At 69.5% G+C, this 16,585-nt stretch carries 13 protein-coding genes; 2 read left to right on the plus strand and 11 right to left on the minus strand.

Annotated features, from left to right (window positions below; all coding sequences use genetic code 11):
- Nucleotide 1 precedes the first annotated feature (1 nt).
- On the plus strand, nucleotides 2-1,318 hold the full coding sequence (locus tag BHS09_RS14215) for an STM4012 family radical SAM protein (RefSeq protein WP_140790482.1): 1,317 nt from the start codon (nucleotides 2-4) through the stop codon (nucleotides 1,316-1,318).
- Nucleotides 1,315-2,178, plus strand: a complete 864-nt coding sequence (locus BHS09_RS14220) for an STM4011 family radical SAM protein (RefSeq protein WP_140798136.1) — start codon at nucleotides 1,315-1,317, stop codon at nucleotides 2,176-2,178. Before BHS09_RS14215 ends, BHS09_RS14220 begins: the two co-directional genes overlap by 4 nt.
- 34 nt (nucleotides 2,179-2,212) lie before the next feature.
- Here the strand turns inward: BHS09_RS14220 and BHS09_RS14225 are convergent, their stop codons facing one another.
- The 11 genes from BHS09_RS14225 to BHS09_RS14275 are packed head-to-tail and all read right to left on the minus strand — an operon-like array spanning nucleotide 2,213 to nucleotide 16,568.
- On the minus strand, nucleotides 2,213-3,346 hold the full coding sequence (locus BHS09_RS14225; protein ID WP_140798137.1) for an STM4014 family protein: 1,134 nt from the start codon (nucleotides 3,344-3,346) through the stop codon (nucleotides 2,213-2,215).
- Nucleotides 3,347-3,355: 9 nt separating this feature from the next.
- Nucleotides 3,356-4,705: a WGR domain-containing protein gene (locus BHS09_RS14230; RefSeq protein WP_140798138.1), complete on the minus strand. Its 1,350-nt coding sequence runs from the start codon at nucleotides 4,703-4,705 to the stop codon at nucleotides 3,356-3,358.
- Nucleotides 4,706-4,734: 29 nt separating this feature from the next.
- Nucleotides 4,735-6,090: a WGR domain-containing protein gene (locus BHS09_RS14235; protein ID WP_140798139.1), complete on the minus strand. Its 1,356-nt coding sequence runs from the start codon at nucleotides 6,088-6,090 to the stop codon at nucleotides 4,735-4,737.
- Nucleotides 6,091-6,140: 50 nt separating this feature from the next.
- Nucleotides 6,141-7,640 carry a hypothetical protein gene (locus BHS09_RS14240; protein ID WP_140798140.1) on the minus strand — a complete coding sequence of 500 codons (1,500 nt, stop codon included), beginning with the start codon at nucleotides 7,638-7,640 and terminating at the stop codon, nucleotides 6,141-6,143.
- A gap of 7 nt (nucleotides 7,641-7,647) precedes the next feature.
- A complete protein-coding gene (locus BHS09_RS14245) occupies nucleotides 7,648-8,670 on the minus strand; it encodes an AAA family ATPase (RefSeq protein ID WP_140790493.1) in 1,023 nt (340 codons plus the stop codon).
- Nucleotides 8,667-11,939, minus strand: a complete 3,273-nt coding sequence (locus BHS09_RS14250; protein WP_140798141.1) for a hypothetical protein — start codon at nucleotides 11,937-11,939, stop codon at nucleotides 8,667-8,669. The genes BHS09_RS14245 and BHS09_RS14250 overlap by 4 nt, the downstream gene beginning before the upstream one ends.
- A complete protein-coding gene (locus BHS09_RS14255) occupies nucleotides 11,939-12,205 on the minus strand; it encodes a hypothetical protein (RefSeq protein WP_140790496.1) in 267 nt (88 codons plus the stop codon). The genes BHS09_RS14250 and BHS09_RS14255 overlap by 1 nt, the downstream gene beginning before the upstream one ends.
- Nucleotides 12,198-14,318, minus strand: a complete 2,121-nt coding sequence (locus BHS09_RS14260) for an AAA family ATPase (RefSeq protein ID WP_140798142.1) — start codon at nucleotides 14,316-14,318, stop codon at nucleotides 12,198-12,200. Before BHS09_RS14260 ends, BHS09_RS14255 begins: the two co-directional genes overlap by 8 nt.
- The gene (locus BHS09_RS14265) at nucleotides 14,315-14,881 is read right to left on the minus strand and encodes a hypothetical protein (RefSeq protein WP_011552960.1); all 567 of its coding nucleotides are present in this window, start codon (nucleotides 14,879-14,881) and stop codon (nucleotides 14,315-14,317) included. The genes BHS09_RS14260 and BHS09_RS14265 overlap by 4 nt, the downstream gene beginning before the upstream one ends.
- Nucleotides 14,878-15,963: a hypothetical protein gene (locus tag BHS09_RS14270; protein ID WP_140798143.1), complete on the minus strand. Its 1,086-nt coding sequence runs from the start codon at nucleotides 15,961-15,963 to the stop codon at nucleotides 14,878-14,880. The genes BHS09_RS14265 and BHS09_RS14270 overlap by 4 nt, the downstream gene beginning before the upstream one ends.
- Complete coding sequence (locus tag BHS09_RS14275; protein ID WP_237078296.1) at nucleotides 15,960-16,568, minus strand: 4Fe-4S single cluster domain-containing protein; 609 nt, start codon at nucleotides 16,566-16,568, stop codon at nucleotides 15,960-15,962. Before BHS09_RS14275 ends, BHS09_RS14270 begins: the two co-directional genes overlap by 4 nt.
- Between the last annotated feature and the right edge of the window lie 17 nt (nucleotides 16,569-16,585).

Consider the following 16,585-nt stretch of genomic DNA (forward strand, 5'->3'; position numbering starts at 1 on the left):
CATGACGCGTCTGGAGCAGATGCTCGAAGGGTCGCCCTACGTGGCGTACCTCTACGGCTACCCGCACAAGACGGCCTACCGGCCCTTCACGCCCGCGCTCCCGCTGGAGTCCGTCTGGGCGGAGGAGCGGCGGGACGCGCTGTTCCTCTACATCCACGTGCCCTTCTGCGAGATGCGCTGCGGCTTCTGCAACCTCTTCACCGCCGCCGGGCCGAAGCAGGACGTGGTGGACGGGTACCTGGGCGCGCTGGTGCGCGAGACGAAGCGGGTGAAGGAAGCGCTTGGGACGGCGAGCTTCGCCCGGGCCGCCATTGGCGGCGGCACGCCGACGCTGCTGGACGTGGCGGGGTTGAACACCGTGTTCGACATGGCCGAAGGCGTCATGGGCGCGGACATGAAGAGCATCCCCGTGTCCGTGGAGGTGTCGCCGGAGACGGTGGACGCGCAGAAGCTCCAGGTGTTGCGCTCGCGCGGCACGGACCGGGTGAGCATGGGCATCCAGAGCTTCATCGAGGCGGAAGTGGCCGCGGTGAAGCGGCCCCAGAAGACGGCGCAGGTGGAGGCCGCGCTGGACCTCATCCGCTCCACGGGCTTCCCCACGCTGAACCTGGACCTCATCTACGGCATGGAGGGGCAGACGGCGGAGAGCTTCCTCTACTCGCTGCGCACGGCGCTCCGTTACTCGCCGGAGGAGATCTATCTCTACCCGCTCTACGTCCGGCCGCTGACCTTCCTGGGCAAGAAGGCGCGGGCCTGGGACGATCTGCGCCTTTCGCTCTATCGCGTGGGCCGCGACTTCCTCCTGTCGGAGGGCTACACGCAGGTCTCCATGCGGATGTTCCGCGCGAGCCATGCGCCGGACGCGGGCGGCCCGGTGTATCGCTGCCAGGAGGACGGCATGGTGGGGCTGGGCTGCGGGGCGCGCTCGTACACGGGCCGGGTGCATTACTCTTCCGAGTACGCGGTGGGCTCTCGCGAGGTGCGCTCCATCATCTCGTCGTACAGCGAGCGGACCGAGGCGTCGTTCGGTGAGGTGGGCTACGGCTTCCGTCTGGACTCCGAGGAGCGGCGCCGCCGTTACATGCTGTTGTCCCTGCTGGCGGACGGCGTGGACCTCGCCGTGTACCGGCAGCGCTTCTGCACCGATGCGCTGGAGGACTTCCCGGAGCTGGAGGAGTTGGAGGCGCACGGACTGGCTCGGAAGAACAGTGGGGTGGTGCAGCTCACCGCGGCGGGCGTGGAGCGCTCCGACCTGATTGGCCCCTGGCTGCACTCCGACCAGGTGCAGGCGATGATGAAGGAGTACGCTTGGCGATGAAGCTCACCGTGCTCTATCGGGGCCCGCTGTCCAGCTGCAACTACGGTTGCGAGTACTGCCCCTTCGGCAAGTGGAAGCACACCGACGAGGAGCTGGCCAAGGACCGCGCGGACCTGGAGCGATTCGTCGCGTGGGTGGAGGCGCGTACGCAGGACACGGTGTCGGTGTTCTTCACGCCGTGGGGCGAGGCGCTCATCTGGCCCTGGTACCAGGAGGCGCTGGCGCGCCTGTCCCACCTGCCGCACGTGGAGCGGTTGGCCATCCAGACGAACCTGTCCTGCAAGCTGGACTGGGTGGCCCAGGCGCGCGCGGACAAGCTGGGCATCTGGGCCACGTACCATCCGGAGTGGACCAAGCGGCACCGCTTCGTGGCCCAGTGCGCGAAGCTGACCGAGCTGGGCGTGCGGCACAGCGTGGGCGTCGTGGGCTTCCTGCGCTTCACGGAGGAGGCCGAGACGCTCCGTGCCGAGCTGCCTGCGGACACCTACCTGTGGATCAACGCGGTGAAGGACGGGCAGGAGGAGCCGTACATGGCGGAAGACGTGGCGCGCTTCACGCGCTTGGACCCGCTCTTCCCGGTGAACAACACGCGCCACCCGAGCCTGGGCCGCGCATGCCGGGGCGGGGAGTCCGTCATCTCCGTGGACGGCGAGGGCACGGCGCGGCGGTGTCACTTCATCGAGGAGGCCATTGGCAACATCTACGCGCCGGACTTTGACGCCGCGCTGAAGCCCCGGCCCTGTGCGAAGCAGACCTGTGGTTGTCATATCGGGTACGTGCACCTGGAGTACCTGGAGCTGGACCGGGTCTTCGGCTCCGGCATCCTGGAGCGCGTCCCGGCCACGCCCCTGTGGAAGTAGCTGGAGCGATTCCCGGCAGCGTGAGGTGCGAACGTCACGGAAGCTGACGCAAGGCTTCTTGAATCTCCCACTCGTAGACGGTGAGCCCGTCGCGGCGGAGGTTGGGGAGCAGGTCCCCGAAGGCATTGGCTTCCAGCACGCGGTGCCCGGTGAAGTGCTCCTCGTACATGAGGTCGATGCCCACGTGCAGGCAGTCATGGGCCCGCGCCACTGTGCGGCAGCTCACCATGGCATCCGCGAGCTCGTTCCGTGGCACCGCCGCGTGGAAGTCGTCCAAGTCGCCCCGCCATCCGCCCAGGTGCAGGTTGGTGATGGGCCGCATGCTCTGCCGCACCACCGTGAAGGCCGGTTCGCCTCGGACCATCAGCACCCGGCAGTCGAAGTAATCGCCGCCCAGCCGCGCCTTGGGAATCGAGCGCTCCACCTGTGAGCCTTCGCCCAGCAGATACGTGAGGATTTCATCCACCTGCTCGGGCTCATCGACGCGGCGAACCTTCAGCGAGTTGTACCAACCCGTCTTCGCCACCTCGATGGTGGTGGTCAGCGTGTCCACCGAGCGCCCCCGCCGGTAGATGGCGAGACACGATGCGGAGGAGCCACACGACACCTTCACGAACACCTCGCGGCAGTCCTCCGCCTTCATCCGTTCGCGGAGCGATTCCACGTCCGTGACGCCATCCATCGGCTCGGGAACCGGCACTCCCAGGGCGGCGTAGCGGCGAGAGGTGATGCGCTTGTCGAAGAGGTCCGCGATGGCGGTGGGCTTCTGGAGGACGCGCCAGCGCGGATGCGCCGTGAAGATGGCCCCCAGCTCCGTCAGGGCGCGCAGAAAGCCCAGGTGGTGCTGCCGGGGGCTGAGAATCCGGCCGTGGTCCTCGGGAAGTCGGTCCACCTGCTCCGGCGTCAGGACGGAACAGCCGTGGTCCACTGCGTCCGCGTAGCCCCGCTGGAGCAGGGCCTTCTCCACGTCCCAGTTTTCGCCCGTGGAATCGATGCGGACGAGCGCCTCCGAGTCCGGCAGGTCCGCCAGGAGGTCCGGTGTTGCCAGTAGCTCACGCCATGGCACGACGTGCGCGGGCGGCAGCCCCTGTCTGGCGAGGGCCTCCTGGAACAGCGTGACGCGCCGGTTCTCCGGGTTGCCGATGAGGATGAACGGAGGCGCGCCCATGATGCCGGACTACTCGCTTACCGCGACGTAGCGGCCGCCTTCGTCATCGTCGTAGATGTCGCGTTGGTTCCCTGCCGCCACGTCCGGGCACAACGAGGCCAACAGCTTCACGCCTTTGCGCGTGAGCTGGTTCTGCGACACGTCCAGCTTCTTGAGGTGCTTGAACGCCGCCGCGTTCGCCACTAGGACCGCCGCGTCGGAGTCCATCAGCGTGCCCTTCGACAAGTCCAGTGACTCCAGCTGCTTCAGCACCTTGGCCTTCGGCAGCACGGTCGCGAGCTCGTCGGAGAAGGCAGCGTTGCACAGTCCCAGGTGCTTCAGGTTCGGCAGCTCCGTGGCGTCGAGGATGGGCTGGATGTCGCTCGGGCGGTACCGTCCGCCGTACTCCTCGCTGCCGAACCAGACTTCCAACTGCTCCAGCTTCGGCCACTTCGCACTGGCGATGGACTGCACCGCGGGCCGAGGAAGGCCGCCCGACTCCATCGTGAAGCGACGCAGCTCCGGCAGCTCCACCGGCCCCAGACGCACGTCTCCGCCACGCAGCCTCAAGGTGGTGAGGTGGGGCAGGGCCTTGAGCAGGGGCGCGAGGTTCCCCAGCTTGACCCAGGAGATCTCCGACTCGTCCGGGAAGACGAAGTCACCGATGAACAGCCGCTGAAGCGTCTTTGGCGCCAGCTTGGTGATGACCTTGATGAGGTCGCCGTACTCGTTGTCACCGTCGTTGTCCGGCAGGCCGAGCGTCAGCTCCTGGAGGAACCGCGCGGAGGGGCTGCGCAGCAGCATCGTCAGTGTCTCGACGACGTCGAAGTCGGCGTCCGAATCGTACCCCGGCGCCGCGACGCGCGCGCCACGGATGAAGCCCAGGTGCCACTCCAGTGTCAGGGCCTTCTCGCCGAGCATCGACGTGAGGCCCACGCCCAGCAGTGCTCCCTGGTGCTTCTTGTACAGGGCCGCGACCTTCCGCTTGAGGCTGGTGGCCTCCGCGCCCTGGGCCTGTCGCTGCGCGTGCTGGAGGGCAATCAGCTCGCCGCGCGGGTCGCCCTGGCCCTGGAGCCAGTCGGCGTAGACGAGGTAGCCGTCGTCGGAATCCGGAGCCTGGAGGATGGCGGCCTCCAGCTCCGGGTTCGACTTGGCCGCGGGCGCCGTGTCCTTCGGCTTGATGCGCGTGTACCCCTTCTTCGTCTTCTCCAGGACCTGCTTCTGGTACGCCTGCAGCGCTTCATACGCCTGCTTGAACTTCTGGGTCTTCTCCTGGCCCTCCGTGCCGATGCGGCCCCAGCGGGTGGTGACGACGGTGTCCTTCCGTTCGATTTCCCAGAACTTGCTCGAAGTGCCTTCCGTGTACTCGAAGCGCGGCATGGTTTGACCCCCTGGAGTGCGCTGCGACGCTACTCGCCCACCGCGGAGTAGCGGTACTCCTCTTCGTAGTCGCGCTGGTTGCCCACGTTGGCGTGGGGAATCGCCTTGGGCAGCAGCGACTGGCCTTCGTCCGTCAGCGTGTTCTCCGTGACGTCGAGCTGCTTGAGGTGGGCGAAGGCCGCCGCCTTGTCCGCCAAGGCGCGCGCGCCCTCGTCGGACAGGGTGCCCATGGAGATGTCCAGCGTCTCCAACTGCGGGAGCACCTTCGCGGTGGGCAGCGCCTGGGCGAGCGCGTCCGTGAACTCGGAGTTGCGCAGGCCCAACTGCTTGAGGTTCGGCAGGCCCTTGCCGTCGAGGATGGGCTGGATGTCCTCCACGCCGCCCTCCGCGCCGTAGTTGTCGCTGCCGAACCACACCTCCAGGCGCTCCAGCTTCGGCCACTTCGCGTTGGCGATGGACTTGACGGCCGCCAGCGGCAGGCCGCCCGTCTCCACCGTGAACTCGCGCAGCTCGGGCAGGTCGATGGCGCCCAGCTCCAACTCACCGCCGCGCAGCCGCAGCTTGCGCAGGTCGGGCAGCACCTTGAGCAGGCCGGAGATGTCGGTCAGGTGCGTCCAGGAAATCTCGGTGTCGTCCGGGTACTCGAAGTCACCGATGAAGAGCTCCTGAATCGTCTTCGAGCCCCCGGCCTCGACGAGCGCCTGGACGGTCTCACCGTATTCGTTCTCACCGTCGAAGCTCGCCATGCCGATGGTGAGGCCGCGGATGAAGCGCGCCGAGGGGTGCTTGAGCAGCGTCCCGGCCGTCTCCGGGACGTTGAAGTCAGAGTCGTATTCCTTCTGGCCCACGCGCGCGGAGCGGATGAATCCCAGGTGCCACTCCAGGGACAGCTCCTCCGACTTCACCCCTGCGGCCAGTTCGCCGAGCAGCAGCGTCTGGTACTTCTTGATGTGCGCGGTGGCCTTGCGCTTCAGGTCGCTGGCCTCCGTGCCGCTGGCCTGGGAGGCCGCGTGCTGGATGGCGATGAGCTCGCCGCGCGGGTCGCCTTGGCCCTGGAGCCAGTCGCTGTAGACGAGGTACGCGTCCACGTTGTCCGGGTCCTTGAGGATGGCGGCCTCCAGCTCCGGGTTGGAGGCGGGCTCTTCACCGCCACCGCCTTCGGAGTCGTCGTCATCTCCCTTGCCGGCCAGGACGTAGCCCTTCTTCTCCTTCTCGCGGACGAGCTTGTCGTGCTCCTTCTGGGCCTCGTCGGGAGAGCCGAAGGTCTGGGTCTTCTCCTGGCCGTCAGTGCCGATGCGGCCCCATCGCGCGGTGAAGCTGTTGCCGGAGAGGTTGATTTCCCAGAACTTGCTGGAGCTGCCTTCCTTGAACTCGTACCGCGGCATGGCCCGTCCTTCGTCCGTTGCGCCGGGTGGGGCGCGTTGTGAGCCGGACGCTAGAGAAGCCCTTGCGCAAGCTCAAGCGTTACGCCCACCCACGCCTCCCAATGCGCGCTGGTGAGGGCGGCGCTCATCGGTGACTCCGGATTTCGAGAATCCAGGTCTTCTCGCTTGTCACGGATGGTTCGCACGCGAGGGGAGGGGCCGCTGAGGTCGAGCACGTGCCGTTCGACGCGGGAGGCGCCGGGATGGAACATCCTCTCGACTTGACTGCTTGTGTCGAGGAGCACCAGGTCCACCCGCGCGCGCTTCGCACGCTCTTCCGCATCCGTCTGGACCTCGTCGAGCGTGGCGGCGGTGAGGACCTCCGCCGTGCCACGGGCGCGCCACTCGCGCAGCAGCAGCTCGCAGAGGCCACGTTCAGCCTCCAGGGGCGCCGAGCCGTCATGGGCGTGCAGGAAGACGGCGCGGAAGGTGAGTTCCTCGCTGCCCAGCCAGAGGGAAAGCCGCCGCACGAGGCAGAGCAGCAGTCCCATCGAGACCACGACACGCTGCCAGCGGACCCCCGCGTCCTTCACGCGCGCATCCACGAGGTCCGGCGGCAGGACGAAGGTGATGTCGCGCCGGCGGCGGACGGAGATGCTCTCGTCGCGCGTGTAGTAGAGGAGTTCGCCCTCCACATAGCGCACGTCGAAGAGGTCGAGGTTGGGCTCGTCCTCCATGTAGACCAGCTCGGAGGTGACGAGGTTCTCCAGGCTGCCCACGTTGGACACGGAGGAGAATCCACCTTGTGGGAAGGCGGCTTCGTCCTCCAACACCATGGGGAGCGGCGCGGTGCTCACCGGGCGGGCGCGGAGCTTGGGCGGCAGGGTTCGCGACAGGGCCTCCGCCGCCTCCACGGCCTGCTCCAGTGCCATCCGCTGGGCCTTGCCCTGGAGGTGTTCCAGGTTCTCCAGGGTGAAGGACTCCGCGTCGCCGAGCAGGGCATGGGCGCGCCGGGCCGCGCTCGCCAGGGCTTCGTAGCCTTCCGTGAGCCGGTCCAGCGCGGTGCTGGTTCCTGACTCGCGCAGGGCCGTGTAGCCCGCCTGGAGCAACTCCGTGGGCGGACGCTCCAGGACGCGCCGGGCCAGGGCGGGGCTCACCGGGCTCCCCGCGGTGAAGCCCATGCGCGTCAGGATGCGCGCGACGAGGAAGGCGACACCTCGCGGCCGGAGCGTCTCGGGCAACCGTGCGAGGGCGGCGGAGACCGCCTCGAGGTGGGGCTCCGCGGCCAGGCGCGCCAGCACGTGGTCGTCATACGCGCGCACCGCCGCGCGCAGCCGAGGCTGTGTGTCGGGAACGGGCGCGGAGGGCGCGAGTGGAACTCCCGCGACGAGCCGGCCGAGGTCCGCGATCAGGGCAGGTGGGGGCAGGGCGGGTGACTCCGCGAGCGTGGCGAGGAGCCACGGCACGGCCGAGGTCAACGCGTCGGCCGTGAGGTCCTCGTGCCGTATCAGGCACAGCCCCGCGCACAGCCAGCGCTCCGTATCCTGGGGGCTTCTCAGCTCCGTGCTCATCCGCGACTCACGAGAGGCCCAGCAGCCGGGGCACCTTCTCCTCCAGCAGGTCGATTTCTTCCCGCGTCTCGCCCAGGTACGAGAGGAGCTGGAGGTCCTGCCGCTCCACCGCGCCGCCGTGGAAGATCCACGCCCGCGTCCGCAGCAAGCGGTAGAGCTTCACCAGCTTGCGGTCGCTGATGAACACGCCGTCCTCTCGCGTCAGCGTCTGCACCACGCGGCGGAACTCGCGCAGCAAGTCATCGCGGAAGAACAGGTCGCGGTCGCGCAGCTCTCGGCCGTCCGGGCCGGTCTCGCGCTTTCCCATCATCAGCGTCAGGTAGCGGTGGGCCTTGAGCACGTCGTCCAGCGTGGCGTGTCCTTCCGCCCAGGGCTTCTGGTTCATCTCCCGGTGCGTCTGCGAATCCAGGCCGGAGTCCAGCAGCTCCAGGAAGTAGCGGTCCTGCACCGGACGGCACGCGGCCTTGAGGCAGAAGCGGTCCTTCAGCGCGCCCAACTCGGCGTGCTCGGGCAGCTCGTTGGTGGCGGCGAAGAGCACCTTCAGCTTCACCGGTTGCGGCGCGCCGTCCTGGTAGAACTTACGCTCGTTGATGACGGTGAGCAGCGCGTTGAGGATGGCGGAGCTGGCCTTGAAGACCTCGTCGAGGAACACCAGCCGCGCCGTGGGCAGCTTGCCGCCCTCTCGCCGGATGTAGCGACCCTGGCGCAGCAGGTTGATGTCGATGGGGCCCAGCACCTCCGACGGCTCGGTGAAGCGCGTCAGGAGGTACTCGAAGTAATCCTCGTTGGGGATGCGCAGCGCGTCCCGGAACTTGAGGACGAGGTCCGACTTGGCCGTGCCCGGTGGGCCCACCAGCAGCAGCGGCTCCTGTGCTACCGCCGCCACTGTCATCAGGTCCACCAGCGTCTGCTTGCCCACGAAGTGACGGCCCAGCGCCAGGCGGAAACGGTTGAGGCGCTCACGCAGGCCGTGGGCTTCCTGGGAGAGCGTGTCGAACGTCAGCTCGGAGATGGCGGGAAGACTGCTCATGTGCGCTCCTCCAGCTCCCGATGGATGCGCCGTCGCACCAGGAATTCGTCTTCATCCAGCCAGCTTCGCGCGCGTTCTCCGGTGCCTTGCGCCACCTCCACGTGGCCCTGCACCAGCGCGTCCGCCAGCTCCACCACGGAGAGGCAGAAGTGGCTGTTGGTGTTGTAGCTGTCCGTGATGATCGGCAGCCCTTCCGAGATGCGCGCCAGACCTGGAAGCGCCAACTCCACGGGGGCATGCGCCAGCGCGCTCGCGAGGCTGCGCATCAGCGCCAGTCGCTCCGGGAGTCCGCCCTTCGCCGCCCCCAGTGACTCGAAGGCGGCGTCGAACACGTCGACGGCCTCGGCCGTGCGCCCCTGCATGGACAGGCCCGCCGCCACGCCGAGTCGCGCCGTCAGCGGTGTCTTGGGTCCCGTCAGGCGTTCTTGCGCCGCGTCCACCAACTCGGCGGCTTCGCGAGACAGTCCCACCCGGCGCAGGCCACGCAGGCTCACACCCAGGATGCCCTGACCCCAGGCGGGCGACGTGGGAGCCAGCGCCGTGAGCACCTTGCGCAGCCGTGCCGCCAGCGTCATCGCGTGGTCCGCGCGGCCGAAGAGGGCCGCCAGCGTCAGGGCATCCCCCATCATCACGGCCTGGGCTTCACCGGGAAGCGCCTCCATCGATGAGACGAGCCGGTTCAGGAGTGGAAGCGCACGCGCCGGAGCGACGCGGGGAAGCGTATCCAGCAGTCCTCCGATGAGCCGCCGCCGTTCCTCGGCGGGCAGCGTCGCATCGGAGGCCCGGCCCGTCAGGGCCTCCACCTGCGCGGCCACTTGCGCCGGGTCCTTCAAGTCGCGGAGGGCGGCGAACTCCTCTCCGCGCAAGTCCCTCGCGCCGCGCCCGAAGGCCCTCGCGGGGTCGAGCCGCTCGCTGGGCTCCAACAGCGCAGAGGCCTGCCTCAGCCGGTCCACCTTGTACCGCTGGAAGGTACCCAGGGCATTCAGTTCGGCGGCGATGTCGGAGGGCAGCGGTGTCTCGGGTGGCTGGCCTTCCAGGGCCTGTGCCACGCGCGCGCCGTACGCTCGGGAGAGGAAGCCGTGGATGGCTTCCTTCGCATCGACCGCCTCCGCCGCCGCGGACGCCAACGTGCGGGCACGGTCCGCCTGCCCGAGTCGTGCGAGTCCCACGGCGAAGACGTAGCGGACATAGGCCAGCGTGAGAGCGGGCGCCGCTTCGATGGACGAGCGGCGGCGGGGCGTGTTCTCGAAACGCTCCAGCATCGCTTCAAGCTGCGCCACCACCCGAGGCACATGCGCCGAATCGGTGCCACCTCGCAGGAAGCGCGGCACGTCTCTCGCGAGGGACAGGCCCCGCTGGAGCATCTCCAGCACCCGGTCACCCGCGCGTGCCAGTCCGAGCGCATCTCCGCCTGCCAGTGTGTCGAGCGCCGTCCGGGCGAGCCAGAGCGCTCGGACGTCGAGCTCCGCGTCATGCCGGTCCAGCCACCGCTGAAGTGCCGCCACGTCGACAGGCACGGGCGCCTCCTGGACCCGCACCGCGCGTACCAGGCTGCTGGCGATGCCGCGCACATCATCGCCCGTGGGCGCGGGTGCCGCCATCCGTTCGGCGGGGGAGGCGCCTCCGTCGTTCTCTGAGTCGGACCAGCGCCGTGCAAGCTCGGTGGCCTCGGTGTCGGACGCGGACCACAGCGCGCGCGTCCAGCACAGGCTCGCGTCGCGCTTGCGGCCCAGCCGTCCGTTCAGCTCCGCCATGCGAGTCCAGAGCTCCTGCCGCTGGGGCGAATCGGCGGGCACCTCCAGGGCCAGGAACGACTTCTCCAGCGAACTCAGCTCCTCTTCCACCGCGCTGGATTGCGCGGGCGTGAGCGGCGCCAGGCGGACTCCGGTGGGCACGGGTTGGGCGACGCGGACCGCGACAATGGGGGGCGGGCTCGCGGGCGTCACGGGTGGCGCCGGCACTTCACGGCGGCTACGGCGCGTGCCTCGCGGGCTCCGGTCCTCCTCTTCGTCCGATTGCATCGCGCGGGCTGCGCTCTGCCACTCACCCTCCGCGGCCTCGAAGGCGGCGAAGTCGAAGCTGGCGCTCCGGACCCACGGCATGAGTGCGTCGGCGTTGGTATCCACGACGTAGTCCACCCACGTGTCGAGCGGCTGGAACGCGGACTCCGGCAGCCGCTCCGCGCGGAAGCCTCCGCCCCCGGTAGGGTGGAGCCACGTCACGGTATCGGCCTGGGGCACGAGCAGCGCGCGCAGGCGGTCCCTTCTCACGGGGGGCTCGAGCAGCCCGTCACACGGGAGGAAGAGGTCCGCGAGCTGAGGCAGCGGCGCGTACGCCATTCCCGACAGGCCCAGCTCCGGGGGCCGTTCCCGGCCCGCTCGGGCACGGAGCACGATGCACGGCGCCTCCGGTGGTCCGGTGACGGCGAAGCGAAGCTGCGCGAGCAGCGGCTCCGGCACGGTGTGGACCAGGGACTCCACTTGGGCGAGCGCATTCTCGCGCAGCACCCAGAGGCTCGCGGGTTCCGTACGTGCGGCTCGCGTGAGGCGCAGCGGCACCGTCAGCCGGCCCGGGGTGGGCGCAGGCGTCCAGTCCTCGCCCGGGGCTGGGAGCCGCAGGTCGGTGTGTTGGTACAGGTCCGTCCACGGGCCGTCCGGCGCGGTCAGCCAGTGGCCTTCGCCGCGGACGAGCAGCAACGTCCCCGCGGGCGCTTGCAGCGTGCGCGCGACTGGATGCGTGTAGCCCACCTCGACCCAGACGGAGTGTTGCCCTGGGACAGCGGGGACGAAGGCACGCAGCGGGCCCGCGGCGTCCAGCGCGCTGGTGAGGGTGAAGTAGGGCGGTGCCATCGCGCGCAGCAAGGCGCGCTGTCCGCTTTCCCCCGAGGATTGGGCGAAGCACACCTCCTGCCGGTCGCACCCCAGGCGCAGCATCTCGCCCGCCAAGGGGAGGAGTGCATCGGCGCTCGGGGGCAGGAACAGCACCGGGCCGGTCGGTGCGCTCTCCAGCGGCACGCGCCGCGCCGTCACCAGCTCCGCCCAGCAGAGGACCGGCGTGGCCTCCTTCGCGCGGCTCCGCGTCACCTGCACGCCCAGGGACGCGAGGTGCGCGAGCACCTCCTTCGCGGGCATCACCTCCGGCAGGACGTGAAGCGTGCCGTCGGGCGTCCGGTGGTAGCGGGCGGGAGCGGCCTGGACTTCGGCGGGGATGAGTCCGGAGGTCAGCGCCAGATGGAGCGCTTCCTCACTGGTGAAGACGAGCATGGACATCAAGCCTTCTGGCTGGCCTTTTCGGATGTTTCCTCGGCGGTGGAGGTGGGCTCGGCCGCCTTGCCCGACGGCGTGTCGCGCTGGACGATGACGCGGCCCAGTTCGGAGGCTTTCAGCGTGCCGCCCTGGATGAGCGAGTCCACGAGCCGCCGGTGCTCGTCCTCGTGCTCCATGGGCAGGGCGTCCGCGTCGCTCTCGTACTGGATGATGACGTCCTTGCGGCCCGTCGCCGGGTCCACCTGGAGGCGGAGGATGAGGCTAGCCAAGCGCGGGCTCCTTCTTCGGCGCCACGGGCGCGGGCACCAGATGGGTGAAGGCCTCGCGGTCCAACACCTTGCGTTCGATGAGCAAATCTCTCAGGGCTACGACCCGCTCCTTCTCGCGCTGGAGGATATCGCGGGCCCGGGCCCGTTGGACGGCCAGGACTTCCTGTATCGCGGCCTCCAGCGTGCTTCGCGTCGCGTCGGACAGGGCATGCCGGTCCGCCTGCCGTCCCGGGGCATCGAAGCGCCGCACGGGCACTCCGTCTCCACCCATGCCCAGGTCCTCCACCAGCTCGCGCGCAATCTCCGTGGCGCGCTCCAGGTCGTGTGCGCTGCCCAGGGAGAGGTCATCCAGGAGCAGCGCCTCCGCCTCCCTGCCGCCGAAGAGCATGCAGATGCTGTCCAGCAGCTGGCCTCGCGTGACGACGTACCGGTGCGCCGGGTCCGCGTACTGCACGTGCCCCAGCGAGCCCGCCAGGTCACCCCGGATGCTGATGCGGTCGATGGCCGGCGCGTGCTCACAGAAGAGCGCGCACACCGCGTGCCCCGCCTCGTGTGTGGCCACCACGCGCTCCTCCGTGGGCGTGAGCTCCGGCCGGTCCAGGAACTCCGTGAGGGCGCGTTCCACGTCCACCGCCTCGGTGGGGCCCTGGGCACCCTCACGCAGTCGCCGCCGCGCGAGTGCCCGGCACAGCGCCTGGATGTGGTCGCCGGAAAAGCGTGTCCCGGTGCCTTCCACCCGGTCTCCCGTGCGCTTCACCGCGTAGTCCAGCGCGCGCTCCGTCATCTCCAGGCCCAGCTTCTGGTTGTAGATGGACAGGATGGCGCGCCGGTCCGCGCTGTTGGGGTAGGGGATGCAGAGCTGAAATTCGAAGCGGCCGGGGCGCAGCAGCGCGGGGTCCAGGGACTCCACGAAGTTGGTGGTGCCCACCACGAACACCAGCTCCTCCTTGCGGAAACCGTCCATCTCCGTGAGGAGCTGGTTCACCATGGAGTGCTCCACGCCCGAGCCCGTGTACGTGCCACGCGCCGACGCGAAGGAGTCCAATTCGTCGAAGACGATGATGCTAGGCGCCGCCTGCCGGGCGCGGACGAAGATCTGCCGGAGGTTCTCCTCGCTCTCGCCCACCCAGCGGCTCTTGAGTTCGGGGCCGCTCACCACCTGGACGGCCGCGCCCAGCGACGAGGCCATGGCCTTGGCGAAGAGCGTCTTGCCGGTGCCGGGAGGGCCCCAGAAAATCATTCCGCGCGGCAGCAGCGCCTCCACGCGCTTCACCGCCTCCGGGTCGCTCAACGTGTCCTTGTGCGCCAGGACGTCCAGAATCTCCTGTTGGAGCCGCTGCTTCACCTTGGCGTAGCCGCCGATGTCCGCGTGCAGCTCCAGCTCCGGCACGCTGAGAGAACCGGTGAGCGTGGCCGAGCGCAGCTGCGCATATGCGGGCTTCGGGTTGGCGGGGTAGTCCTCGCCGGTGATGGCGCCCAGCAGGCGACGTAGCCGCACGGCGTTGACGCCGGAGACGTGCTTGTAGAGCGCGTAGGGCTGCAGGCCCCTTCCGAACTTGCGGCACTCGCGCTGGGTGATGAGGTAGCGCAGCCGGTCGCGCCCCACGCCGAGGATGCTCTCCTTGTGGGGGAAGAGGTTCTCGATGACGCGCGGCACGGCGAAGGACGGGTCCTTGAAGCCGACCCAGACCATCTCCGGGTTTTCGTACAGCAGGGGGATGACCTCGCGTGCCTCGCTGGTGAGCCCGCCGCTGCTGGTGGTGAGCAGGTCCAGGTGGGGCAGCACGACGATGCGCTCGCGCACCGCGCCACGCACCGCGTCCCGGAGCTGCGCGATGAGCGTGGCCATCATGCTGGGCGCGGGCATGCCCGGTGGAGGCTCCTGCGCGGTGCGGCCGTCCAGGTAGAGGAACTGCTTGCCGTCCTTCTTCAGCCTGTCTCGCAGGCACTTGTAGAAGTAGGGCGTCAGCTCCTTGTCCGCCTCCACCATGACGGGCAGCCCGCGCAGCAGCGCCTCACAGACACGGTTCAGCTCGGCGGGGTAGGCGGCCTCGACGGCGGCGAAGGGCGACAGCTCCGTGGGCAGTGACTCCTCGGGGATGCGCTGACTCATACTCGCACCTTGATGGTGAGCGACCCCGTCGCAGCGTCCTCGTGGACCTCCTCGATGGTGCCGAGCTGCCCGGCGCGCACCTTGAGCGCCTCCGCCGTCACCTTGTTGGAGATGGAATCCAGCTCCGACTTGAGGTCTTTCAGCCGGCCTTCGAGCTTCTGGGTGACCTGCTGTCGCAGCTTGTCCGTGGCGACGTCCGCCGCGTCCTCCAGCCGCGCGCGCGCCAGGTCCTGGGCCCGCAGCTTCGCCTGCTCCACCTCGTGAGGACTCTCCACGGCCAGCTCGCCGCGCGCTTTCAGCTCCACCTCCTGCTCGCCGCTGAGGGTGACGCTGACGTCACCGGTGGTGACGTCGATGGCGATGCGGACGCCATCCGCCTCGGTGCGCAGGGCCACGTCGCCCTCTTGCGTGAAGCCCCGGTTCGCCAGCTCGGCCGCGAGCAACCCGGCCAGCTCCTCACGCGACAGGAGCGGGAGCAGCTCCAGCTTGGAGCAGAGGCCGTCCTCGGCCTGGACCACGCGGTTGAGGGATTCGGAGACAGAGACTCGGTAGGCGCGGCTCATGAAGCGCTCCCATCGGAGGAAGGTGGAGGTGGGGCGGAGGCGCCGCTGGCGCTGGTGAGGGCGGTGGTCAGCTGCCGGGCGTGGTCCTCGGCGCGGCGGAAGCCTGCTTCACCGAAGGCGTTCCATTCGGACAGCAGGTGCTGGGCGGCGTCGTAGTCATCGTCGAAGAAGCGCACTGCGCGGTGCTCCGCGTCCCAGCGCGACAGCCGCCCCAGCGCGCGCAGGAAGGCGGCGGCGGCACGCGCCGCCTCGGCCCGCGAGGACAACGTCGCCGAGGAAGACAGCCCCTCCACCCAGCGCGTGGCGGGCTGCTCCAGCAACGGGCGCGCCGCTTCGAGGAGGAAGCCCGCGAGGTCCCTTCGGCCCGCGCCATCCACCGCGTCGAGGAACGCGGCCAGCACGGCCTCCTGCGCGGTGCCCAGGGCCAGGGCCTCCTCGGGAGACGCGATGTGACGCTTGGACTCCTCCAACCCACGCCAACGCTGCACGAGCTCCAGCCGCAGCGCCTCCAGCAGCCACGCGCCGTCCGCCAGCAGTGGCGCGAAGGCGGCGGCATCGAACTCCGGACGCTGCGTCCCGAACTGCTCCGGGAAGCCCATCCAGCAGAGGGCGGAGCGGCGGAAGAGGTGCTGTGCACCCAGGGCCGGCGCACAGGGGGTGCCCGCCACCAGACGGCAGCAGAGATAGAGGAAGAGTTCGTCGGCGAGCGTGGGTGTTCCGTCCACCTCCAGCGGCATGGCCCCGTGTTTCGTCAGGGGCTGTTCCAGCAGCCACTTCAGGACGTGGAAGGTGAGGGGGGAGAAGCGCAGGGGGGGCGGAGCATGCCGCTCCCAGAGCCGGCCGGCGCGTGCCTGCCCGTCGCGCACCGTGAGCTGCTGGCGCCAGCCGCCGCATCGGGCGAGCGCCATCACACTGCCCTTGGCGAGCGTGTCCCGCAGGACGTGCATCGCGCCGGGACTGAACTTCGCTGGGACGGCGTGCCGGTTGCGGAGCAAGTCCTCCACGGGCGCGTACTGCCCCAGGCCGATGATGGCGCGGGCGAGCGTGAGCAGCTCGAGCTCGGACGGAGCGACGCGAATCATGGACGGAGCCGGTCGGCGAGCGCGGGCCAGCCGTTGATGACGAGCTTGCCGCCGACGAAGTGCACCTCCGCCGTGTTCGGGGCGGTGAAGCACGCGTCGTACTGAGAGTAGCGGCCGGTGAGGAAGTGCATCACCTGGTTGCGCGAGCCAATCCACCGCCGCGCCGTCTCCGGCTGGTCCTTCTCGAAGCGGCCGTCCACCAGCAGGTCCGCCGTCGCGAGGAGCCGGTCCACGTCGTCCCGCGCCTGGGCCCGCAGCTCCGCGAGCGTGTGGCCGGTGAAGACCATGATGCTCAGCCCGGCGGCGCGGACGCGCTCGCACAGCGCCGCGGCGGGACCGGGCTGGGAGAAGGGCTCGCCGCCCAGCAGGGTGAGTCCCTCGATACCGGGCGTGGCCAGGATGTCCTGGGCCAGTGCCTCCACCGTCTCCACGGTGCCGCGCTCGGTCGCGAACATCTCCGGGTTGCAGCACCCCGGGCAGCGCAGGGGGCAGCCCTGGACCCAGAGGGCGTAGCGCACACCAGGGCCCTCCGCTTCCGTGCGGGGGACTCGCTGGGCAATCCGGAGCGTCGGGCCGGAGCTGGATGTGCCTGCTGCGATGGCCATGAAGACGGCTCCAGCAT

Origin of the sequence: Myxococcus xanthus (assembly GCF_006402735.1) — a bacterium.
Classification (GTDB): Bacteria; Myxococcota; Myxococcia; order Myxococcales; family Myxococcaceae; genus Myxococcus; species Myxococcus xanthus_A.